Annotated in this window: 25 protein-coding genes; 24 read left to right on the top strand and 1 reads right to left on the bottom strand. The window is 63.1% G+C overall.

Annotated features, from left to right (window positions below; translation table 11 throughout):
- The first annotated feature begins 4 nt into the window (after window positions 1-4).
- A complete protein-coding gene (locus tag LZ496_RS03225) occupies window positions 5-913 on the top strand; it encodes a fructose bisphosphate aldolase (protein WP_249903149.1) in 909 nt (302 codons plus the stop codon).
- Window positions 914-994: 81 nt separating this feature from the next.
- Window positions 995-1780 carry a hypothetical protein gene (locus tag LZ496_RS03220; RefSeq protein WP_249903148.1) on the top strand — a complete coding sequence of 262 codons (786 nt, stop codon included), beginning with the start codon at window positions 995-997 and terminating at the stop codon, window positions 1778-1780.
- A 9-nt stretch (window positions 1781-1789) separates the two neighbouring features.
- Here LZ496_RS03220 and LZ496_RS03215 read toward each other — a convergent pair whose 3' ends face one another.
- Window positions 1790-2158 (bottom strand): hypothetical protein, encoded by a 369-nt coding sequence (locus LZ496_RS03215; RefSeq protein ID WP_249903147.1) that lies wholly within the window; start codon window positions 2156-2158, stop codon window positions 1790-1792.
- A gap of 35 nt (window positions 2159-2193) precedes the next feature.
- Between LZ496_RS03215 and thiE the strand changes: the two genes are divergently transcribed.
- The 22 genes from thiE to LZ496_RS03105 all read left to right on the top strand — a co-directional run bounded on the left by thiE (window position 2194) and on the right by LZ496_RS03105 (window position 22626).
- A complete protein-coding gene (gene thiE, locus LZ496_RS03210; RefSeq protein ID WP_249903146.1) occupies window positions 2194-2868 on the top strand; it encodes a thiamine phosphate synthase in 675 nt (224 codons plus the stop codon).
- Window positions 2869-2927: 59 nt separating this feature from the next.
- A complete protein-coding gene (locus tag LZ496_RS03205; protein ID WP_249903145.1) occupies window positions 2928-4082 on the top strand; it encodes a L,D-transpeptidase family protein in 1155 nt (384 codons plus the stop codon).
- A 116-nt stretch (window positions 4083-4198) separates the two neighbouring features.
- Window positions 4199-4726, top strand: coding sequence for a M23 family metallopeptidase (locus LZ496_RS03200; protein ID WP_283937935.1), 528 nt, complete (start codon window positions 4199-4201; stop codon window positions 4724-4726).
- A gap of 187 nt (window positions 4727-4913) precedes the next feature.
- A complete protein-coding gene (gene efp / locus LZ496_RS03195) occupies window positions 4914-5477 on the top strand; it encodes an elongation factor P (protein WP_249903143.1) in 564 nt (187 codons plus the stop codon).
- A 167-nt stretch (window positions 5478-5644) separates the two neighbouring features.
- Entirely contained in the window at window positions 5645-6457 is an 813-nt protein-coding gene (locus LZ496_RS03190; RefSeq protein ID WP_249903142.1) for an inositol monophosphatase family protein, read from the top strand.
- Window positions 6458-6567: 110 nt separating this feature from the next.
- The gene (gene ndhC / locus LZ496_RS03185; RefSeq protein WP_249903141.1) at window positions 6568-6945 is read left to right on the top strand and encodes an NADH-quinone oxidoreductase subunit A; all 378 of its coding nucleotides are present in this window, start codon (window positions 6568-6570) and stop codon (window positions 6943-6945) included.
- Window positions 6936-7484, top strand: a complete 549-nt coding sequence (locus tag LZ496_RS03180; RefSeq protein WP_436286448.1) for a NuoB/complex I 20 kDa subunit family protein — start codon at window positions 6936-6938, stop codon at window positions 7482-7484. The genes ndhC and LZ496_RS03180 overlap by 10 nt, the downstream gene beginning before the upstream one ends.
- Window positions 7481-8302: an NADH-quinone oxidoreductase subunit C gene (locus LZ496_RS03175; RefSeq protein ID WP_366516682.1), complete on the top strand. Its 822-nt coding sequence runs from the start codon at window positions 7481-7483 to the stop codon at window positions 8300-8302. The genes LZ496_RS03180 and LZ496_RS03175 overlap by 4 nt, the downstream gene beginning before the upstream one ends.
- A 20-nt stretch (window positions 8303-8322) precedes the next feature.
- Window positions 8323-9531 carry an NADH-quinone oxidoreductase subunit D gene (locus LZ496_RS03170; protein ID WP_249903848.1) on the top strand — a complete coding sequence of 403 codons (1209 nt, stop codon included), beginning with the start codon at window positions 8323-8325 and terminating at the stop codon, window positions 9529-9531.
- Complete coding sequence (locus LZ496_RS03165) at window positions 9531-10196, top strand: complex I 24 kDa subunit family protein (protein ID WP_249903140.1); 666 nt, start codon at window positions 9531-9533, stop codon at window positions 10194-10196. Before LZ496_RS03170 ends, LZ496_RS03165 begins: the two co-directional genes overlap by 1 nt.
- Window positions 10196-10339: a hypothetical protein gene (locus tag LZ496_RS03160; protein ID WP_249903139.1), complete on the top strand. Its 144-nt coding sequence runs from the start codon at window positions 10196-10198 to the stop codon at window positions 10337-10339. The genes LZ496_RS03165 and LZ496_RS03160 overlap by 1 nt, the downstream gene beginning before the upstream one ends.
- Window positions 10336-11643, top strand: coding sequence for an NADH-quinone oxidoreductase subunit NuoF (gene nuoF / locus LZ496_RS03155; RefSeq protein WP_249903138.1), 1308 nt, complete (start codon window positions 10336-10338; stop codon window positions 11641-11643). Before LZ496_RS03160 ends, nuoF begins: the two co-directional genes overlap by 4 nt.
- Window positions 11640-12230, top strand: coding sequence for a hypothetical protein (locus tag LZ496_RS03150; RefSeq protein WP_249903137.1), 591 nt, complete (start codon window positions 11640-11642; stop codon window positions 12228-12230). The genes nuoF and LZ496_RS03150 overlap by 4 nt, the downstream gene beginning before the upstream one ends.
- Window positions 12230-14233, top strand: a complete 2004-nt coding sequence (gene nuoG, locus LZ496_RS03145) for an NADH-quinone oxidoreductase subunit NuoG (protein ID WP_249903136.1) — start codon at window positions 12230-12232, stop codon at window positions 14231-14233. The genes LZ496_RS03150 and nuoG overlap by 1 nt, the downstream gene beginning before the upstream one ends.
- A gap of 94 nt (window positions 14234-14327) precedes the next feature.
- Complete coding sequence (gene nuoH, locus LZ496_RS03140) at window positions 14328-15386, top strand: NADH-quinone oxidoreductase subunit NuoH (protein ID WP_249903135.1); 1059 nt, start codon at window positions 14328-14330, stop codon at window positions 15384-15386.
- Entirely contained in the window at window positions 15383-15865 is a 483-nt protein-coding gene (gene nuoI / locus LZ496_RS03135; RefSeq protein WP_249903134.1) for an NADH-quinone oxidoreductase subunit NuoI, read from the top strand. Before nuoH ends, nuoI begins: the two co-directional genes overlap by 4 nt.
- Before the next feature lie 124 nt (window positions 15866-15989).
- Window positions 15990-16595 carry an NADH-quinone oxidoreductase subunit J gene (locus tag LZ496_RS03130; RefSeq protein ID WP_249903133.1) on the top strand — a complete coding sequence of 202 codons (606 nt, stop codon included), beginning with the start codon at window positions 15990-15992 and terminating at the stop codon, window positions 16593-16595.
- Window positions 16592-16897, top strand: a complete 306-nt coding sequence (gene nuoK / locus LZ496_RS03125) for an NADH-quinone oxidoreductase subunit NuoK (protein WP_249903132.1) — start codon at window positions 16592-16594, stop codon at window positions 16895-16897. Before LZ496_RS03130 ends, nuoK begins: the two co-directional genes overlap by 4 nt.
- Entirely contained in the window at window positions 16897-18948 is a 2052-nt protein-coding gene (gene nuoL, locus LZ496_RS03120; RefSeq protein WP_249903131.1) for an NADH-quinone oxidoreductase subunit L, read from the top strand. Before nuoK ends, nuoL begins: the two co-directional genes overlap by 1 nt.
- An 8-nt stretch (window positions 18949-18956) precedes the next feature.
- On the top strand, window positions 18957-20498 hold the full coding sequence (locus LZ496_RS03115; RefSeq protein WP_249903130.1) for an NADH-quinone oxidoreductase subunit M: 1542 nt from the start codon (window positions 18957-18959) through the stop codon (window positions 20496-20498).
- Window positions 20498-21934, top strand: coding sequence for an NADH-quinone oxidoreductase subunit NuoN (nuoN, locus tag LZ496_RS03110; protein ID WP_249903129.1), 1437 nt, complete (start codon window positions 20498-20500; stop codon window positions 21932-21934). Before LZ496_RS03115 ends, nuoN begins: the two co-directional genes overlap by 1 nt.
- Window positions 21931-22626, top strand: coding sequence for a biotin--[acetyl-CoA-carboxylase] ligase (locus LZ496_RS03105; RefSeq protein WP_283937931.1), 696 nt, complete (start codon window positions 21931-21933; stop codon window positions 22624-22626). Before nuoN ends, LZ496_RS03105 begins: the two co-directional genes overlap by 4 nt.
- The last annotated feature ends 163 nt before the right edge of the window (window positions 22627-22789 follow it).

The raw sequence follows: 22789 nt of genomic DNA, 5'->3' as shown, positions 1-22789 counted from the left end.
TGAAATGAACGCCACCGCGACCGCTACCCGCCATCCTGAAATGCTCGCGAAAATCGCGAAGGGCCAAGGCTTTATCGCCGCCCTCGACCAGAGCGGCGGTTCGACGCCGGGTGCGCTGAAGGCTTATGGCATCGGCGAGGACGCCTTCTCCAACGACGATGAGATGTTCCGGCTGGTTCACGAGATGCGCAGCCGCATCATCACTGCCCCGTCGTTCGGCAACGGCAAGGTGATCGGCGCAATCCTGTTCGAAAAGACCATGGACGGCACCGCCAGCGGCAAGCCGGTTCCCGAGCTTCTCTGGGAGCGCGGCGTGGTTCCCTTCCTGAAGGTCGACAAGGGCCTCGCCGACGAGGCGGACGGCGTCCAGCTGATGAAGCCCAATCCCGATCTCGAAGCGCTGCTCGATCGCGCCAATGCCAAGGGCGTGTTCGGCACCAAGATGCGCTCGGTCATCAAGCTCGCCAATCCAGCGGGGATTGCAGCTGCGGTTGCCCAGCAGTTCGACGAAGCAAAGCGTATCCTCGCCAAGGGCCTGATGCCGATCATCGAGCCGGAAGTGTCGATCAAGAGCCCCGAGCGCGATGCGGCCGACCGCCTCATGTTGGCCGAGATCGTCAAGCAGCTGGACGCGCTGCCGGAAGGCGAAAAGGTCATGCTGAAGCTGACCATCCCGGCCGAAGCCGGCCTGTTCCAGCCGCTGGTCGACCACCCCAAGGTGCTTCGTGTCGTTGCGCTGTCGGGCGGTTTCAGCCGTGACGAAGCTTGCGTCGAACTCGCCAAGAACCCGGGCATGATCGCGAGCTTCAGCCGCGCGCTTCTGTCGGACCTTCGCGCCAACCAGAGCGACGAGGAATTCGACAGCACGCTTGGGCAAGCGATCGACGATATCCACGCCGCTTCGGTAGCGTAAGGCGGGGGCGAATGCCCCCTCAGTCACCCCATTGCAGACTTGGCCCCGGTTGGAGATAGTGTTTCCAACCGGGGGGTCGCGATGCTGGGGCTGCGTCAACTAACAGACGATCAGAAGAAGAACGTCCGCCACTGGGGCATGGAGTTCGTTGTTGTGGTCATCGGCGTGCTGCTCGCGCTGTGGCTGCAGCAATGGGGCGAGCGCCAGCAAGAACTGGCGGATATGCATGCCGCAGAGGACGCGATCCACGACGAACTGCGTGCTGCGCTCAGTAGCCTGATGTGGCGTGAAGCGATCAGCCAGTGCCATATCGACCGGGCGAAATTGCTGCAGTCGAAAATCGCCGCAGGTAGCAATAGTTGGCCGGGGCTCAACGAGAATGCCCTCGCGCTCCAGATGGAGGGCATCATGACCAGCTCGGTGGCGCCAAGCGTTTACCAGAGACCAGTCGAACCATTGACCAATGCGGCATGGACCTCTGCGCTCGCCACGGGCGCGCTCGGGCCCATGGATCGCGAGAGATTTGCCAAACTCGTCGGTCTTTATGCCCAGGTCGACTTGATGCGTGCGGCTCGTGATCGTGAGGACGTGGCAGCCGCTGCGCTTTCTCCGCTCGGCAATCCGCTCACGCTGACGCCGGAACTTAAAGCGCACATGCTGGAAGCGATCTACCAGGTCGACCGGAGCCGGTTCACCTTCGGCCTCGTCAATTCACGGGATTTCGCGGCGGAAATGAAGAGTCTTGGGTGGGACGACACCAGTCAGATGGATCGATTGATCGAGGAGGAAGTGAAGGACACCGCCGCTGAAGGCTTCAAGTGGCGGCCCTGCGTGGCTCCCGTCCGGAACCCGTTCAAGCCAGTGTGACCCGCCGAACTAAGAGCCCTGCGTATCGAAGGTGAATCGATAGGCGCGGCGGTCGATTTCGGCCCCAGCTTGCTTTTGCGGCTCTGCAGCAATCAGCGTTACTCGATATTGATCCACGGCTTGGGGGACGCCGAGCTCGAAATCGCGAATCTGCGTCCAGCCCGGGCCGTTCATCCTTGCACGAACTGTGAGCCTGCCTGCCCAAACGCATTTCACCTCCGCTGGGCAGCGGCTGTCTTCGATCACGGCGATCGGGCGTATCATCAGGCCGTTGACGGCGGCCGTTTGTCCGAGGCCGGCGGTCGGACCAGCGTTCGCTTGCGGTACCGTTGCGCAAGCGGTCAGCGCCAAAGCTACAAGAACTATGGTGGCTTTCATTGGACGAAGCTTCCCCTTTCGCTAATGCACCGTGCATGAATGAAGATGTTGAGAATGACGAGGCCGACCTTTCGATCTTCCCGCCGCCGGCGCGGACCGAACCGTGCCAGCTGTACCTCATCAGCCCGCAGGACGTCGGCGGCAATTTTCCCGATCGGCTGAAGGCGGCGCTTGCGGGCGGGCCGGTCGCTGCCTTCCAGCTTCGAGTTAAGGACGTCGACAGTCACGAACTCGCCCGGCTGGCCTCGCCGCTGCAGCAGATCTGCGCAGACCATGATGTCGCGTTCATCGTCAATGACAGCGTCAGCCTAGCGAAGCGGCTCGATGCGGACGGCGTCCACCTCGGGCAATCCGACGGCGATGCACGCGAAGCGCGCGCGATCCTGGGCCCAACCAAGCAGATCGGCGTGACTTGCCATGCAAGCCGCCACCTGGCGATGGATGCCGGCGAGGCGGGGGCGGATTATGTCGCGTTCGGGGCATTCTATCCGACACTGACCAAGCCGAGCGAACATCGGCCCGATCCTGCCATCCTCAGCTGGTGGGCAACATTGTTCGAGATACCTTGCGTGGCGATCGGCGGGATCACGCCAGACAATGCCAAGCCGTTGGTGGATGCGGGCGCGGACTTCATTGCAGTCTGCAATGCGGTCTGGGGCAGGGACGATCCGGCTGGCGAGGTCGCCAAGTTTGCGGCGCTGTTCGCCTAAGGTAAGAAGCAACCAGACTGTTACGGCGGCGTTCTTGGCCCAAAGCCAGGAGATTGATCGTGCCGCGTAAATTGTTGCTGTCGCTTAGTGTAGCCGCCGTTTCGTTGATGCCGCTTGCGGCCTGTAGCGTTGAAGAAAAGGGCGATCAGAATGTCGCCCAAGCACCCAAGGTAATCCCCGATGCAATGGCGTCCAACGACGATCCATCTGCGACGCTGCCCCCGGAAGACCAGCCTCGCCCGCTGATGCAGGCCCAGGTCGTGCTGGACCGGATCGGCTTCACGCCCGGTGTGGTCGACGGGAAGATGGGCATGTCGACCGTGAATGCGCTGAAGGGTTTCCAGGAAGCCCGCGGGCTCCAGATCACGGGCGAGCTGGACCAGGCGACGCAGCAGGCGTTGGCGGAATGGCAGCGGATCCCGGCGACGCGCGTCGTCACCATTCCGGCCGAGTTCGCCAGCGACCAGTTCGTCCAGATACCCAAGGACCGCAAGGACCAGGCCAAGCTGGAGCGCATGGGATATGCCTCGCTTGGCGAGAAGATCGCCGAGCGGTTCCACACGACCGAGGAGGTTCTTGCCGAACTCAACCCGCAATTGACCGGCGGTCCGGCAATGCCCGCTGATGCCCAGGCGGGCGCGAACGACACGCAGCCAAAGCCTCCCGTTTCGATCGCCTACCAGGCCGGAATGAAGCTGCGCGTCCCCAATGTCGGCGCCGACAAGTTCGATCCGTCCGCCGTCAAGGATCCGAAATGGGCCGATACGTTGAGGCTGCTCGGCGTCGGCACGGAGCAGCCCAAGGCTGCAAAGATCGAAGTCGACAAGTCCGACCAGGTGCTGCGTGCATTCGATGCGTCCGGCAAGCTGATCGCTCAGTACACGGCGACGATGGGTTCGAGCGAGTTCCCGCTTCCGATCGGGACGTGGAAGATCCTGGCCGTGGGGCATAATCCGCCGTGGCAATATAATCCGGCACTGCTCGCCAATGCGGACAAGTCAGATCCGAAGCTTGAAATCCCGCCCGGACCGAACAGCCCGATCGGTGTCGTCTGGATCGACTTGTCGAAGGAGCATTACGGCATTCACGGTACCGACGAGCCAAGTCACATCGGCAGGGCGGAATCCAACGGCTGCATCCGGCTGACCAATTGGGACGCGGCCCGGCTGGCCCAGATGGTCAGCCCGGGCATGCAGGCGGTGTTCAGGCCGTGAGCGCCCGCACGGTCGTCAACCGGCTTGGATGGGTTGTCGTGACCGTGGTGTTGGTCAGCGCCTTCTGGGTTTTCTATTACAATATTGGCCTTGGCGGCGGAGCGGGCGACGACATCATGGTCGCCGGCGAAAAGGAGCTGGTCGACCGGACGGGCGCACCGCCCGTCGTCGTTGCCGAGGCCGTAGTGGTCGGACCGGCGGGGCTCGCGATCCCTGTTGCGGGGGTGAAACCGGCCCAGCTGGTCGACACCTATACGCAGGCGCGGGCCGGCGGTGCGCGGTCGCATGATGCGATCGACATCATGGCCGCCACCGGAACGCCCGTCGTCGCCGCCGCTCCCGGCAAAGTCGAGAAGCTTTTCTTCAGCGACGGCGGCGGGGGCATCACCGCCTATGTGCGGTCGGAAGACGGCCGGTGGAGCTATTATTACGCGCACCTCAGCGCCTATGCGCCGGGCCTGCACGAAGGGCAGCAGGTGAGGCGAGGCGATCCGGTCGGCTATGTCGGGGCAACCGGGAATGCCAATCCGGCTGGCCCACACCTCCATTTCGCGATCAACCGGATGAACCCCGGTGAGAAGTGGTGGCAAGGGACGGCCATCAATCCCTATCCGCTGCTTGCCGGAAAGCCCGTAAGTCGCTGACCATGGTCGTCTCAGGCGAGCCTGAGACGTGAATCATGGTCAGAGTCTGAAGTTGAAGGCCTGATTCACGCTGCGATGTGAAGCAAAGGCTTCCCACCGCAGCGATCAGGCCTTATGGGCCGCGCCAGATTTGGGCGGGCGACCGCCTACGGCTCTTTTTCATCTCTCTGGCATATAGGCGATCAAAATGAAGATCAGCGGCGTCGACATTCGTCCCGGCAACATCATCGAATATGAAGGCGGCATCTGGCGCGCCGTGAAGATCCAGCACACCCAGCCCGGCAAGGGCGGTGCCTATATGCAGGTCGAGCTGAAGAACCTCATCGACGGCCGCAAGAACAATGTCCGTTTCCGCTCGGCGGAGACGGTCGAGCGCATCCGCCTCGACACCAAGGATTTCCAGTTCCTCTACCATGACGGCGACCAGCTCGTGTTCATGGACAAGGAGACCTACGAGCAGGTCCAGCTTCCCGAGGATCTGATCGGCGAGCCCGCGGCCTTCCTGCAGGACGGCATGGACGTGATGATGGAGCTTCACGAGGAGCGCCCGATCTCGGTCCAGCTTCCCGATACCGTCGAAGCAACGATCGTCGAGGCCGACGCCGTGGTGAAGGGCCAGACCGCCAGCTCCAGCTACAAGCCCGCCATGCTCGACAATGGCGTCCGCGTCATGGTCCCGCCGCACATCAGCTCGGGAACGCGCATCGTCGTCGACGTCTACGAGCAGACCTACGTCCGGCGCGCCGATTAATATTTCCCCTCCCTTTCAAGGGAGGGGCAGGGGTGGGTGCGAGCGTCCGCGAGCCTAGTGAATCTCGTCCCGCCCAAGGAATTCAGCCAAGCCGGAAGCATTGAGCTTCCGTCTTCGCTCACCCACCCCCAACCCCCTCCCTTGAAAGGGAGGGGAGGAGCGAACTTATGGTTTCTCATTCCGGCCTGATCACCGTCATGACCCGCGCGGCCCGCAAGGCCGCGCCGCGCCTTCGCCGCGACTTTGGCGAGGTCGAGCAGCTGCAGGTGTCGAAGAAGGGCCCGGCCGACTTCGTCTCGATGGCCGACAAGCGTGCCGAGCAGACGATCATCGAAGAGCTCAAGAATGCCCGGCCCGACTGGGGCATCATCTGCGAGGAAGCCGGCGAGATCGAGGGCAACCCGGACAAGCCGCGCTGGATCGTCGATCCGCTGGATGGGACGACCAACTTCCTGCACGGCGTGCCCCACTTCGCCATTTCGATCGCGGTCGAGGACAGGACACCGGCCGGCAAGCGCGAGATCACGCATGGCCTTATCTATCAGCCACTGACGGACGAGAGTTTCTGGGCGGAAAAGGGCAGGGGAGCATGGCTGCACGACCGCCGCCTGCGCGTGTCGGCCCGCCGCAATCTCGATGAGGCGCTGATCGGCACCGGCGTGCCCCATTTCGGGCGCGGCAATGTGGCGGCCTGGTCGCGGATCTTTGGCGCCATTGCTCCTGAAGTCTGCGGTATCCGCCGCCTTGGTTCTGCAGCGCTCGATTTCGCCTGGGTCGCGGCCGGCCGTTTCGACGGTTTCTGGGAAGACGACCTCGACATCTGGGATACGGCCGCGGGCCTCTTGCTGGTCAAGGAAGCAGGCGGATTCGTCACCGATTATCGCGGTCAGGACCGGATGTTCGAGCGCCGCGAATATCTTGCGGCGAGCAGCGAGCTACACAGCAAATTGCACAAGCTGCTGGCTGGATCGCTCCGCTAGTCGTTTGGTCGACTAATTGCGAATCATTCTCACTGTCTCAGGCGCTTGCCCCTAGCAGGACAGCATCCTAAAGCGCCGCCAACTTAAGTCACCCTCGGGAGTCTCCACTCTTGGCCGAAGTCGCCGCCGGATACCTGCCGATCCTCCTGTTTCTCGCCATCGCGCTTGCGTTGTCGACGGCATTCGTCGTGCTGCCGATGCTCGTCAGCCGCCTGACCGGCACGCATCGCCCCGATGCCGAGAAGCTCAGCGAATATGAGTGCGGTTTCCCCGCATTCGACGACAGCCGCGCGCAGTTCGACGTTCGCTTCTACCTGGTCGCCATCCTGTTCATCGTCTTCGATCTGGAAGCGGCCTTCCTCTACCCCTGGGCGGTCAGTGTCGTCGGCACCGGCTGGGCCGCATGGATCGCGATGATGATCTTCCTCGTCGAGCTTGGCCTCGGCCTTGCCTATGCCTGGAAGAAGGGAGCGCTTGAATGGGAGTGATGCTTAGCCCCAAGGCGCCCCCGCCGTTCGAACTCTCGCCTGAAGAGCAGGCGAAGTTCGAGGCGATGCGCGCCGAGCTGGATGAAAAGGGCTTCCTGGTCACCACGACCGAAGACCTGTTCACCTGGGCCCGTACCGGTTCGCTGTGGTGGATGACCTTCGGCCTCGCCTGCTGCGCGGTCGAGATGATCCATGTGAACATGCCGCGCTATGACCTTGAGCGGTTCGGCGCCGCGCCGCGCGCTTCCCCGCGCCAATCGGACGTGATGATCGTCGCCGGTACGCTGTGCAACAAGATGGCGAGCGCGCTGCGCAAGGTCTACGACCAGATGTCGGAGCCGCGCTACGTCATTTCGATGGGCAGCTGCGCCAATGGCGGCGGCTATTATCACTATAGCTATTCAGTCGTTCGCGGCTGCGACCGCATCGTCCCGGTCGACGTCTACGTCCCGGGCTGCCCGCCGACGGCCGAGGCGCTGCTCTACGGGATCATGCAGCTGCAGCGGAAGATCCGCCGCGAAGGGACGATCGAGCGGTGAACGTACCCTATCCCGTCATCAAGCCGCGCAAGGGCTTTGCCGACACGTTCAAGGCGGCGATCGGCAAGGCGCATGTCGCGACCAAGGATGCTGTCGACGAGTTGACCTTCACCGTCACGCGCGAAGGGCTGATCGAGGCGTGCCGGACGGCGCGCGATGAGTTCGGCTACCAGCAGCTGATGGAAATCGCCGGCGCCGACTATCCGGAGCGGCCCGAGCGGTTCGAGGTGAATTATCACCTGCTGTCGGTGACCCATAACCACCGCATCCGCATCAAGGTCTGCACCGACGAGGACACGCCGGTGCCGAGCGTCACGTCGCTGTGGCCTGTGGCGGGCTGGCTGGAGCGCGAAACCTTCGACATGTACGGCGTGACCTTCGCCGGCAATCCCGACCTCCGCCGGATCCTCACCGATTACGGGTTCGAGGGCTATCCGCTGCGCAAGGACTTCCCGCAGACGGGCTTTGTCGAGCTGCGCTATTCCGAAGCAGAGAAGCGGGTGGTCTATGAACCCGTCCAGCTTCCCCAGGATTTCCGCAACTTCGACTTCCTGATGCCGTGGGAAGGCCCGGAGTATCGCCTGCCAGGCGACGAGAAGGCCGTCCCGGAAGCGCCTGGCGCGCCGAGTCCGGCGCCCGCCCCAAGCTCCCAGCCTAAGGTCGAGGCCAAGGCGCCGCCGCCAACGCCCAAGACGACCGAGACGCCTGCCCAAACAGGTGCCGGAGCGAAGGCCAACAAGGAAGCGGCCAAGAAGAGCAAGGCCGCCCCGAAGGCGAAGGCGCCTGCCAAGCCGCGCAAGAAAAAGGGTGACGCATGACGACCCAGACACTCGATCTGATGGTCGGCGCGCCCAGCGACAAGCCGACGGCAGGCGACCAGACGGTCAGCAATTACACGATCAACTTTGGCCCGCAGCATCCGGCCGCGCACGGCGTTCTGCGCCTGATCATGGAGCTGGACGGCGAGATCGTCGAAAGAGTCGATCCGCATATCGGCCTGCTTCATCGCGGTACCGAGAAGCTGATCGAGTATCGCACCTACGCGCAGAACATCCCGTACTTCGACCGGCTCGATTACTGCTCGCCGATGTGCATGGAGCATAGCTTCGTGCTGGCGATCGAGAAGCTGATGGGTCTCGAGGTGCCGCTCCGCGCGCAGTACATCCGCGTGCTGATGGCGGAGCTGACCCGCATCTCCAACCACATGCTGAACCTCGGCAGCCACATCATGGACGTTGGCGCGATGACGCCCAACTTGTGGCTGTTCGAAGTGCGCGAAGACACGTTGCAGCTCTACGAGGCCGTGTCGGGCGCGCGCATGCACGCCAACTACTTCCGCGTCGGCGGCGTTCGTCAGGATATTCCGGAAAAGGTGCTGGCCGACATGGCCGCGTTCCTCGACAAGCGCATGCCGCTGTTCGAGGACGCGATCAGCCTGGTCGCCGACAATCGCATCTTCAAGCAGCGCAACGTCGACATCGGCACGGTTTCCAAAGAAGACGCGCTGGCGTGGGGTTTCTCCGGCCCGATGATCCGCGCCGCCGGCATTCCCTGGGACCTGCGCAAATCGCAGCCCTATGAGGTTTATGACCGGATGGAATTCGACATCCCGGTCGGCACCAAGGGCGACTGCTACGACCGCTTCATGGTCCGCGTCGAGGAAGTGCGCCAATCGGCGCGCATCATGCGCCAGTGCCTCCGCGATATGCCGGCCGGCCCGGTCGGAAGCCTCGACCGCAAGGTCTTCCCGCCCAAGCGCGGCGAGATGAAGCAGTCGATGGAAGCGCTGATCCACCACTTCAAGCTGTTCACCGAAGGATATCACGTCCCCGCAGGCGAAGTTTACGTCGCGACCGAAAGCCCCAAGGGCGAGTTCGGCGTCTACCTGGTCGCGGACGGCACCAACAAACCCTATCGCTGCAAGATCCGGCCGACGGCGTTCAGCCACCTGCAGGCGATGGATTTCATGATGAAGGGCCACATGCTCGCCGACACCACCGCTGTGCTTTCGGCCATCGACGTCGTGTTCGGGGAGTGCGACCGCTAATGGCTGAACGTAACTTCGCCGCTGACACGCCGGAACTCCGCGAAAAGTGGGGCAATTTCGCCTGGGATGAGACCCGCGCCAAGGCCGCTGCGGACATCCTGACCCGCTATCCGGCGGGGCGGCAGGCTTCGGCCTCCATTCCGTTCCTCGACCTTGCCCAGCGGCAGGTTGGCGAGATGACGGGGACGCAGGGCTGGCTGCCGATACCGGTGATGGAGTTCGTCGCGCGTGAGCTCGACATGCCGCCCGTGCGCGTCATGGAGGTCGCCAGCTTCTACACCATGTTCAACCTGGTTCCGGTGGGCAAATTCCATGTCCAGGTGTGCGGTACGACGCCCTGCATGCTGCGCGGTTCGGATGATGTCCTGTCGGCTTGCTACAAGCGTGGCCTCAAGAAGGGCCACACCACGGCGGACGGCTTGTTCACCCTGACCGAAGTCGAATGCCTCGGCGCCTGCACCAATGCGCCGATGGTCCAGATCAACGACGACAATTACGAGGACCTGACAGAGTCCAGCATGAAGGCGATCCTCGACGCGCTGGCGATGGGGCAGACGCCCAAGCCGGGCCCGCAGGTTGCGCGCCAGACGAGCTGCCCCGAAGGCGGCCCGACCACGCTCAAGAAGATGGCTGAGCGCAACTACGACTATCGAGGACAGCAGTGATGGGTCTGATCATCGGCATCATCATCGCGATCCTGTTGCTTGGGCTGCTGTTCAAGCTGCTGAAGATTGCGATCGTCATTGCACTGGTCGTGGGCGGACTGATGCTCGTTCAGAACAAGTTCGGCGGGAAGCAGCTGAAATGACCGGCATCACCTCCCTCACCGACAAGGACCGGATCTTCACCAACGTCTACGGCTTCCAGGGCGCGGACCTCAAGTCGGCGCAGGCGCGCGGCAATTGGGACAAGACCGCCGACCTGATGAAGATCGGCCAGGACGAGATCATCGAGATCGTAAAGGCGTCCGGCCTTCGCGGCCGCGGCGGCGCAGGCTTCCCGACCGGCATGAAGTGGAGCTTCATGCCCAAGGCGCCGACGCCGGGGCGGCCGAATTTCCTGGTGATCAACGCCGACGAGTCCGAGCCCGGAAGCTGCAAGGATCGCGAGATCCTGCGCCATGATCCGCATACGCTGGTCGAAGGTGCGCTGCTCGCCGGTTTCGCGATGCGGGCGCGGGCGGGATACATCTACGTCCGCGGGGAATTCATCCGCGAGACCGAAGCGCTGCGGAAAGCGGTTGCCGAGGCTTATGAAGCCGGCCTGCTGGGCAAGAATGCCTGCGGCTCGGGCTACGACTTCGACCTGTTCGTGCATCGGGGCGCTGGCGCCTACATCTGCGGCGAAGAGACGGCGATGCTCGAGAGCCTTGAGGGCAAGCCGGGCAAGCCGCGCCTGAAGCCTCCTTTCCCGGCCGGCGCGGGCCTCTACGGTTGTCCGACCACGGTCAACAATGTCGAGAGCATCGCGGTCGTCCCGACGATCCTTCGCCGTGGCGCGGAATGGTTCAAGAGCTTCGGCCGCGAGAATAATGCCGGCACCAAGCTGTTCCAGATCAGCGGCCATGTGAACAATCCGTGCGTGGTCGAAGAGGCCATGTCGATTTCGTTCCGCGAGCTGATCGACAAGCATTGCGGCGGCATTCGCGGCGGCTGGGACAACCTCCTGGCCGTCATTCCCGGCGGTTCGTCGGTTCCGCTGGTACCGGCCGAGCAGATCATGGACGCGCCGATGGATTTCGACGGGCTGAAGGCCGTCGGATCGGGCCTCGGCACCGCTGCGGTCATCGTCATGGACAAGTCCACCGACATCGTCCGCGCGATCAGCCGCATCAGCTACTTCTACAAGCATGAGAGCTGCGGCCAGTGCACGCCGTGCCGCGAAGGCACCGGCTGGATGTGGCGCACGATGGAGCGCCTGCGCGAAGGCGATGCCGATGTTGCGACCATCGACAAGCTGCTCGACGTCACCAAGCAGGTCGAAGGCCATACCATCTGCGCCCTTGGCGACGCAGCGGCATGGCCGATCCAGGGCCTGATCAAGCACTTCCGCCCTGAAATCGAGCGCCGCATCTCCGAGCGCCACGCGGGCATGCAGGAGGCGGCGGAGTGAGCCTGCTTTTGGCAATGGCGCTGGCGTCGGCTCAAGCCGGAACACCGCCACATGAAAATCTGGTCGAAGACATGCACGTCGTCGGCCAATGCCTCGCTCAAAATCAGGAAGAGCGGGTGCGGTCGGTCCTGGCGCTGGACTATCGCTCGAACGAATATCGTGACCAGCTCTGGAAGCTTATGCGCGACAGGAACGTCTGCAACGCGCTTATCCGTTTTGACATCCATTCGGCTGGACTTCTGGTAGCCGGCAGCCTGGCCGAGGGGATGCTTCACCAGGATGATGTCCTAGGTCGCGTTGTCGAAGCCACGCAGCACCGTACTGACTTGCCCGAAATCGAAGCGCGCGATGAAGGCGAATTAATTGCCATGTGCGTGGTTCGCGCTTCGCCGGCGGGGGTTGCGGCACTTCTCGATACGAGGCCGGCTACGCAGGACGAGCTGGCCGCGTTCAAACCATTGGGCCCCGCGCTTTCGGGCTGCGTGCGTGCCGGGAGCACATCCGAATTCTCGAGGGAGTCGCTTCGGGCGCTGATTGCGCTCGGCACATGGCGGCTCGCCACTTATAATTTGCAGGCAAAAAGCTGATGCCCAAGGTTACCGTCGACGGCGTTGAGATCGAGGTCCCGCAGGGCGCGACCGTGCTGCAGGCGTGCGAGCTTGCCGGCAAGGAGATCCCGCGCTTCTGCTACCACGAGCGCCTGAGCATCGCCGGCAATTGCCGCATGTGCCTGGTCGAGGTTGCGCCTGGGCCGCCCAAGCCGCAGGCGAGCTGCGCACTTCCGGCTGCGGACGGCCAGACGATCAAAACCGATACGCCGATGGTCAAGAAGGCGCGCGAAGGGGTGATGGAGTTCCTGCTCATCAACCACCCGCTCGATTGCCCGATCTGTGACCAGGGCGGCGAATGCGACCTGCAGGACCAGGCGATTGCTTACGGACGCGGTCATTCGCGGTTCGACGAGAACAAGCGGGCGGTCGACGACAAATATTTCGGGCCGATCGTCAAGACAGCGATGACCCGCTGCATCCAGTGCACGCGCTGCGTCCGCTTTGCCGAGGAAGTGGCTGGTGTGCCGACCATCGGCATGATGTTCCGTGGTGAAGACGAGCAGATCACGACCTATCTGGAAGGCGCGTTCAATTCGGAACTGGCCGGTAACCTCGTCGATCTGTGTCCGGTCGGAGCGCTGCTGTCGAAGCCGTACAGCTTCGAGGCGCGGCCGTGGGAGCTTCGCAAGGTTCCCGGCATCGATGTCATGGACGCGGTCGGCACCAACATCCGCATGGACGTCCGCCAGCGCCAGGTGATGCGCATCCTGCCGCGCATCAACGACGCGGTGAACGAGGAATGGGCGCACGACAAGACGCGCCACCATGTCGACGCGCTGGTACGCGGCAGGCTCGATCGGCCGTGGGTTCGTGAAAAGGGCAAGCTCCGCGAGGCGAGCTGGGCTGAGGCGCTTGACGTCTTTGCCAAGCAGTTCAAGAAAGCCGGCAAGAATGTCGCGGCAATCGCCGGCGACCTTCTGGACGCAGAGACGATGTATGCGGCCAAGGCACTGCTCGCCGGCGCGGGTTCGAAGCTGCTCGAAGGACGGCAGACCGGTCTCGATTACGACGTGACCAACCTTGCCTCGGTGCGCTTCAACACGCCGATCGCCGATCTTGAGACGGCCGATGTGATCCTGCTCGTCGGATCGAATGTCCGTTGGGAAGCGCCGCTGGTCAACACGCGCCTGCGCAAGGCCGTGCGGCGTGGCGCCAAGGTGTTCGCGATCGGGCCGGAAGTCGATTTGACCTACAAGGTCGAATGGCTCGGCGACGATCTGTCGGTGCTCGGCAAGCTGCCCAAGGCGGCCGCCGATGCAATCAAGGGCGCCGAGCGGCCGGTAATGATCGTCGGACCGGGTGCTCTTGGGGCAGGGGCGTTGGGCGCCGCGCTCGCAGCATCGGGCCCCTTCATCAAGACTGGCTGGAACGGCTTCAACGTGCTGCACATCGCGGCGGCGCGGATGGCGAGCCTGATGCTTGGCTATTCGAGCAAGGGCGGCATCACGGACATCGAGAAGGCCAAGCCGGAACTGGTGATCCTGATGGGTGCCGACGAGGTTCCCGCAGCCAATTTCAGCCGCGCGTTCAAGGTTTATATCGGCCATCATGGCGACAAGGGCGCAGGGCAGGCCGACCTGGTCCTGCCGGGCGCGACCTATGCCGAGAAGCACGGCACCTACGTCAACATCGAGGGGCGGGTGCAGCGCAGCGAGCGTGCGGCCTTCGCGCCGGGCGATGCGCGCGAGGACTGGACTATTTTCCGCGCGCTTTCCGACCTCATCGGCAAGCCGCTTCCGTTCGACCGCTTCGACCAGCTGCGCGCGGCGATGATCGCCGACGTGCCGGAACTGGGCCGGGACGGCATCGTCGACATGAAGTGGGCGCCGCCGAAGCTTGACGCCAAGGCGTCAGGGCCGGTCGGCTATGCGATCAAGGATTTCTACCTGACCAATGCCATCTGCCGGGCCAGCCCGACGATGCGCCGTTGCTCGGAAGAACTGGTGCATGGCTCTACCTATGCGGAGGCCGCGGAATGACTCCCCGCTTTTCCGTCATCGCGAGGAGCGCAGCGACGTGGCGACCCAGTCTGGATTGCTTCGCTTCGCTCGCAATGACGATTGAGGTTCGTTCATGACCGCTACCTTCGAGAATTGGGGCATGAGCTACGACTGGGCGTGGTTCACCGCGACCATCATCGGCATCCTTGTCATTGCCCTGCCGCTGATGCTGGCCGTGGCGATGATCATCTATGCCGAGCGCAAGATCTGGGCGGCCATCGCCCTCCGGCGCGGTCCGAACGTGGTCGGGCCCTGGGGATTGCTGCAAAGCTTCGCGGACGGCCTGAAGGTCTTCCTTAAAGAGACGATCATCCCGACCAGCGCCAACAAGGGGCTGTTCCTGATCGCGCCGATCATCACCTTCACGGTGGCGCTGATCGTTTGGGCAGTGGTGCCGTTCGACGTTGGCGTGGTGCTGACCGACATCAATGTCGGCCTGCTCTACATCCTCGCGGCGAGCAGCTTGGGCGTCTATGGCGTGATCATCGCCGGCTGGGCGTCCAACTCCAAATATCCCTTCTTCTCCGCTCTTCGCGCCGCGGCACAGATGGTGAGCTATGAAGTGTCGATCGGCTTCGTGCTGATCTGTGTCGTGCTCTATGCCGGCACCTTCAACCTCACCGAAATCGTGATGGCGCAGAAGGGGAATATCTTCGGCATCGTCAGCGCATATGGCTTGAACCCGCTGTTGTTCCCGATGGCGGTGGTGTTCCTCATCAGCTCGATGGCCGAGACCTTCCGCACCCCGTTCGATCTGGTTGAGGCGGAGAGCGAATTGGTTGCCGGTCACCAGACCGAATATTCGTCGATGAGCTTCGCGCTCTTCTGGCTCGGCGAATATGCCAACGTCATCCTGATGTGCGCGCTCAATGCCATCCTGTTCTGGGGCGGGTTCCTGCCGCCACTGAACGTCGATTGGATCCCCTGGTTCGATATTCCGGGCTGGATCTGGCTGATCGGCAAGATGTGCTTCTTCTTCTTCGTCTTCGGCTGGGTGAAGGCGACCGTGCCGAGGTACCGCTATGACCAGCTGATGCGGCTTGGCTGGAAGATCTTCCTGCCGCTGTCGCTCTTGTTTGTCGTCCTCATCTCCGGCTGGCTGATGTGGACCAAGGTTGGAATTGGCGCATGATCGCTCGCACCATCAAGGCGTTTACGCTGTGGGAATTCGTCAAGGCGCACGCGCTGACCTTGAAGTATTTCTTCAAGCCCAAGGCGACCATCAACTATCCTTACGAGAAGGCGCCGCAATCGCCCCGTTTCCGCGGCGAACATGCGCTGCGCCGCTATCCCAACGGGGAAGAGCGCTGCATCGCGTGCAAGCTGTGCGAGGCGATCTGCCCTGCGCAGGCGATCACCATCGAAGCCGAACCGCGCGAGGACGGCAGCCGCCGCACGACCCGCTACGACATCGACATGGTGAAGTGCATCTACTGCGGCCTGTGCCAGGAGGCCTGCCCGGTCGATGCCATCGTCGAGGGACCGAACCTCGAATTTTCGACCGAAACGCGCGAGGAGCTGCTCTACGACAAGGCCAAGTTGCTGGCCAATGGCGACCGCTGGGAACAGGCAATCGCCGCCAACCTTGCCGCTGACGCGGCCTATCGGTAGGGGCGCGGCTGGTGTTGGAACAGGGCTTTTCGGTGACCCCATTTTCGTCATCCCCGCGGAAGCGGGGACCCAGTTTTCTTGTTTCGCTAGGTTCCCGCTTTCGCGGGAATGACGAGGTGATGTCTTGATAGCCGTCCTAGCCTTTTACCTGTTCGCGACACTGACCATCGCTTCCGCGGTGGCGGTGATCTTCGCGCGCAACCCGGTGCACAGCGTGCTGTGGCTGATCATGGCCTTCTTCAACGCGGCGGGGCTCATGCTCCTCCTGGGCGCCGAGTTCATCGCGATGCTGCTGGTGATCGTCTACGTCGGTGCCGTGGCGGTGCTGTTCCTGTTCATCGTCATGATGCTGAACATCGACTTTGCGGCGCTACGATCCGGCTTCAGCAAGAACCTGCCGTTCGGCCTCATCATCGCTCTGGTTCTGCTGGCCGAGATGGTCGTCGCGGTTTCGGCTTGGAAGGCCGGACCAGTCACCGGCGGCGTACAACCGGCGGCAACCACGCAGCCGAACATCGAGGCGCTTGGTGAGCTGCTCTACAGCCGCTTCCTGTTTCCGTTCGAAATCGCCGGCCTGATCCTCTTGGTCGCGATGATCGGCGCGATCGTGCTGACGCACCGCAGCCGCGGCGACGCCCGCGGGCAGAAGGTGTGGAGGCAGGTCGACCGCCGGCCCGACGAAGCGATCAAGCTTGAACAGCCGAAGGTGGGCGAGGGGGTAAAGCTGTGATCGGCTTGATGCATTATCTAGCCGTTGCGGCGATCCTGTTCACGCTCGGCGTGCTCGGCATTTTCCTCAATCGCCGGAACATCATCCTGATGCTGATGGCGATCGAGCTGATCCTGCTCGCGGTGAACATCAACCTGGTGGCGTTCAGCGCCTATCTGGGTGACCTAACCGGGCAGGTGTTCGCCATGTTCGTCCTGACGGTCGCCGCGGCGGAGGCTGCGATCGGCCTCGCCATCCTCGTCATTTTCTTCCGTCGCCGCGGCTCGATCGCCGTCGACGACGTCAACCGGATGCGCGGCTGATGCACCCAGTACTCCTCATCGTCTTCCTGCCGCTGCTCGCCGCGATCATCGCCGGCCTTGGCGGCCGAGTGATCGGAAAGACCGCGTCGAAGGTCGTGACGACCGGCGCGCTGATGATCGGCGCGCTGCTCAGCTGGCCGATCTTCTTCTCCTACCTCGGCGGCAGTGCCGAGCCGGTGGTCGTCCCGGTCTTGAAGTTCATCCAGAGCGGCGCGCTCAACGTCGACTGGGCGCTGCGCGTCGATGCGCTTACCGCGGTGATGCTGGTGGTGGTGACGAGCGTCTCGAGCCTCGTCCACCTCTACAGCTGGGGCTATATGGAAGAGGACCCGAGCCAGCCCCGCTTCTTCGCCTATCTGTCGCTATTCAGTTTCGCGATGCTGATGCTGGTGACGGCGGACAGCCTGGTGCAGATGTTCTTCGGCTGGGAAGGGGTCGGCCTCGCTTCCTACCTGCTGATCGGCTTCTGGTACCACAAGCCTTCAGCCAATGCGGCGGCCATCAAGGCGTTCGTCGTCAATCGCGTCGGCGACTTCGGCTTCTCGCTCGGTATTTTCGGCACCTTCCTGGTGTTCGGCACCGTCTCGATTCCGGCGATCCTCGAGGCCGCGCCGGGCATGGCCGGATCGACCATCGGCTTTGCCGGGATGCGGGTCGACACGATGACCTTGCTCTGCCTCCTGCTGTTCGTCGGCGCGATGGGCAAGTCGGCGCAGCTTGGCCTCCACACCTGGCTTCCGGACGCGATGGAAGGCCCGACCCCGGTCAGCGCGCTGATCCACGCCGCGACGATGGTTACGGCAGGCGTGTTCATGGTCTGCCGCCTGTCGCCGATGTTCGAAACCAGCGAGACCGCGCTTACCGTCGTCACCTATGTCGGCGCGGCGACCGCGATCTTCGCGGCGACCGTCGGAACGGTCCAGAACGACATCAAGCGGGTGATCGCCTATTCGACCTGCTCGCAGCTCGGCTACATGTTCTTTGCGGCTGGTGTCGGCGCTTATGGCGCGGCGATGTTCCACCTGTTCACGCACGCCTTCTTCAAGGCGCTGCTGTTCCTCGGTGCGGGCTCGGTCATCCACGCAATGCACCATGAGCAGGACATGCGCTTCTACGGCGCTCTCCGTAAGGAGATCCCGCTGACCTTCTGGGCGATGGTCGCCGGAACCTTGGCGATCACCGGTGTCGGTATCTTCGGCATCGGCTTTGCCGGCTATTTCTCCAAGGATGCGATCCTTGAGAGCGCCTGGGCAGCCGGTAGCGTTTCCGGTCATGTCGCCTTCTTCGTCGGTGCTTTCGCCGCGCTGCTGACCAGCTTCTACAGCTGGCGCCTGATCTTCCTGACCTTCTTCGGCAAACCGCGGTGGGCAGGTAGCGAGCATATCCAACACGCGGTCCATCATGTGCACGAGGATGCGGGCGAGATCGCTTCGGATCATGACAGCGCGCACGATCATGACGTGAAGGCCAAGGAAGGCACCGCGGGCTATCATCCGCACGAGAGCCCGTGGACCATCCTCATTCCGCTGATCCTGTTGTCGATCGGCGCGATCGCGGCTGGCCAGATCTTCCATGGCGCGTTTGTCGAAGCCGAACATGGCCTCGCATTCTGGGCGGGCAGCGTCGCGTTCGACGAGCATCTCGCGCATGCGATGCACGAAGTCCCGACGCTCGTGAAATATACGCCGTTGATCGTGATGCTGATCGGTCTTGCGATCGCCTATCGCAACTATATCGCCAAGCCGGATGCTCCGGCCGCGTTCGTCGCCATGTTCCCGGGCGTGCACAAGTTCCTGATGCACAAGTGGTACTTCGACGAGATCTACGACTTCCTGTTCGTCCGTCCGGCGATGGTTCTCGGCCGCTTCTTCTGGAAGAAGGGCGACGAGCAGACGATCGACCGCTTCGGCCCGCACGGCGCCGCTTATGCCGTCGGCGTCGGCAACCGCATCACCGCGCGGCTGCAGAACGGATATGTTTATAGCTATGCCCTTGTGATGCTGCTTGGCCTGATCGGCGCCGCGACCTGGGTCTTCTGGTGGGTACGATGAGCGGCATGATGACGGGTATCCCCATTCTTTCGATCCTGGTCGCATTGCCGCTGATCGCGGCGATCATCGCCATGTTCCAGTCGGCCAATGGCGCGCGCTGGACGGCACTGATCGCGACCTTGGTCAGCCTGGCGCTTGGCGTCCTTTTGTGGATGGATTTCGATCCCAACGGCCCGCAATGGCAGTTCGTCGAGCATTTCCCGATTGGTGGCGGCATCAGCTGGGCGATGGGCATCGACGGCATCGCGCTACTGCTCATCGAACTGACCCTGTTCCTGATGCCGATCTGCATCGGCGCAAGCTGGCGTTCGATTGAAAAGCGCGTGCCCGAATATATGGCGGCCTTCCTGCTGATGCAGGCGCTGATGATCGGCGTCTTCACCGCGCAGGACCTGCTGCTGTTCTACATCTTCTTCGAAGGCGGCCTCATCCCGATGTACCTCATCATCGGCATCTGGGGCGGCGCCGAGCGGATCAAGGCCAGCTACAAATTCTTCCTCTACACCTTGGCCGGATCGGTCCTGATGCTGATCGCCATGCTGGTGATGATCTGGACGGCGGGGACGACGTCCATCCCGGCGCTGATGGCCTATGATTTCGATCCGTCGCTGCAATGGTGGCTATGGCTGGCCTTCTTCGCCAGCTTCGCGGTCAAGATGCCGATGTGGCCGGTCCACACCTGGCTTCCCGACGCGCACGTGCAGGCGCCAACGGCGGGTTCGGTGATCCTGGCCGGCGTGTTGCTGAAGATGGGCGGTTACGGCTTCATCCGCTTCAGCCTGCCCATGTTCCCCGAAGCGTCGGCCGAGTTCATTCCCTTCGTCTACATCCTGTCGGGCATCGCGGTCGTCGTGACGTCGCTGATCGCGCTTGCGCAAAACGACATGAAGAAGCTGATCGCTTATTCATCGGTCGCGCACATGGCGTTCGTGACATTCGGCCTGTTCGCCTTCAACCAGCAGGGTATCGAAGGCGCGATGATCGTCATGCTGAGCCACGGTCTGGTGTCGGGCGCTCTCTTCCTGTGCGTCGGCGTCATCTACGATCGCCTGCATACCCGCGAGATCTCGCGCTACGGCGGGCTGGCCGACAATATGCCGAAGTATGCGCTGCTGTTCATGGTCTTCACCATGGCCAGCGTCGGACTTCCGGGTACCAGCGGCTTCGTCGGCGAATTCCTGTCGCTGGTCGGCACCTACGCCGTGTCGAGTTGGGCGGGCATCGTTGCGACTACCGGGATCATCCTCGGCGCCGCCTATATGCTCTACCTCTACTGGCGTATTTGCTACGGGCGGCTGGTCCATGAGGATGCGGCTGCAATGCCGGACCTCGATGCGCGCGAGATGTGGCTGTTGGCACCCATCGCCGCCGCCGTCCTGTGGATGGGCGTCTATCCGGAAAGCTTCATGCGGCCGATGCGCGCCGATATCGGGCGGCTGCTGGAGCGTGTCGAACGCGCCAAGCCCGCGGGCGATGCGCATCTGACCGCTGGCAAGCCTGCTCCGGCGCATGCCGCCCATGCTGAAACCCCTGTCGCGGAAGCGCATTGATGAACTTCGCCCCAATCCTTCCCGAACTCATCCTGACGATCGGCGCGATCGTGCTGATGATGGTCGCTGCCTTCATGGGCAAGCGCGGAAGCAACCTGTGCAGCTGGGCCTCGGTTGCCCTGCTTCTGGGCGCGGTCGCGACCCTTGGCGGTGAACCGCAACATGCAGGCGCCCTGTTTGGGGGACAGCTGGTCGCGGACGGGTTCAGCGCCTTCGGCAAGCTGATCATCTACCTGTGCGCGGCGGTCGCGATCGTCATGGCGCACAACTGGTTCGAGCGGGATTTCGAGCATGCCGCCGAATATCCGGTGCTGATCCTGCTCTCGGCGGTCGGCATGTCGGTGATGGTATCGGCGACCAGTCTCGTGACGCTCTACGTCGGTCTCGAGCTGCAGAGCCTGTCGGCCTATGTCCTCGCCTCCTACCGGCGGACGGACGATCGTTCGGCGGAAGCCGGCCTCAAATATTTCGTCCTTGGCGCGCTTGCCTCGGGCATCCTGCTCTACGGCATTTCGCTGCTCTACGGCTTCACCGGAACGACGCAGTTCGAAGGTGTCGCTGCAGCCTTCACGCGCGACGGCACCACGTCGATCGGCCTTCTGTTCGGCCTCGTGTTCCTTCTCGCCGGCCTGGCGTTCAAGATCAGCGCCGTCCCGTTCCACATGTGGACGCCGGACGTTTACGAAGGCGCGCCGACGCCGGTGACCGCCTTCTTCGCATCGGCGCCCAAGGTGGCCGCTGTGCTGCTCGGCGTCCGCGTCTGCCTCGATGCGCTGGGTCCGGCGATGGACGCATGGCGGCAGATCATGACCTTTGCCGCGCTAGCATCGATCTTCCTTGGTGCGATCGCGGCTTATGGCCAGACCAACATCAAGCGGCTGCTCGCTTACTCGTCGATCAACAATGTCGGCTTCGCGCTGATCGGCCTCGTCGCCGGCGGGCCGCAGGGCGCCAGCTCGGTGCTGTTCTACATGGCCGTCTACGTTGTCATGACGCTCGGCGCCTTCCTCTGCGTGCAGCGCATGAAGGGCGAGGACGGGGAGTATATCGAGTCGATCGATAGCTTGGCCGGGCTCTCACAAACCCGGCCCGGGCTGGCCTTCGCCCTGGCCATCTTCATGTTCAGCCTGGCTGGCATCCCGCCGATGTTCGGTTTCTGGCCGAAGCTGATGGTATTCAATGCGGCCGTGACCGAAGGCCTGATCGCATTGGCTGTGGCGGGCATCCTCGGCACTGTTATCGGCGCTTACTATTACCTTCGCATCGTCAAGGTGATGTATTTCGACGCGCCGGCGGGCCAGCCTTATGCGCGCGGCGGCAATGCGCTTGAAACCGCGATGATCTTCCTCTTCGCGCTGATCGTCTCGCCGCTCGGCTATCTGCTGATCGGACCGCTCGGCGAACTGACGGGCCGGGCCGCGGGGTCGATCTTCTGAGCCGAATACGCATCGTCGAAGAAATCGGGTCGACGAACAGTGCTTTGCTGTCGGACTCCCAAGCGAACGAGGGTGACTGGCTGATTGCCAGTCGGCAAGTCGCCGGAAAGGGCCGCCAGGGCCGCCCTTGGCAATCGATCGATGGCAATTTCCTGGGGTCGACGATCGTCGAGGTTCGGCCCGGCGATCCAACCGCGCCGGCGCTGACGCTGGTCGCCGGACTGGCGCTTATCGAAGCTGTCGAGGTTGCGGCGCCCGGCGCGCCTCTGTCGCTGAAATGGCCAAACGACCTGATGCTGGCCGATGCCAAGCTGGCTGGAATCCTCCTCGAACGGTCGGGCGGCCGGGTCGTCGTCGGTTTCGGCGTCAATCTCGCCGGAGCACCGCAGATCGAGGGCCGGAAGACCGCCGCGCTGAAGCCGCTGGCCGAAATAGCTGCTGAGGCCTTTTGTCCGCTTCTGGCCGCCAGGTTCGCCCAGATCCTCGCCATGTGGCGGACCGCTGACCCGGCCCAGTTCGCCCAGGCGTGGATGGCCCGCGCCCATCCCGTCGGAACAGCGCTCAGCGTGCATAATGCGCCCGGCGATCTGGTCAGCGGGACGTTCGACGGGATCGAATCCGATGGTGCGCTGCGTCTCCGTCGCGACGGAATGATCGACATCATTCGTTCGGGCGACGTGCTGCTTCGCTGAGCTGGCGAATTCACATCTCGCCGAAGTTAACTCCTATTGATAATGCAATTGATGTTTCGCGACCGAGTCGAGCGTATATTCGGTGCGTCAGTGCCCCCGCGCACCACGGCCCATTAACGAGACCCAGCGCCGGTCCTGTTGGCCGGCACTCCCTGCTGGAGCC

Source organism: Sphingomonas caseinilytica, assembly GCF_023516455.1.
GTDB lineage: Bacteria > Pseudomonadota > Alphaproteobacteria > Sphingomonadales > Sphingomonadaceae > Sphingomicrobium > Sphingomicrobium caseinilyticum.
This window is presented reverse-complemented; position numbering and strand designations above follow the sequence as displayed.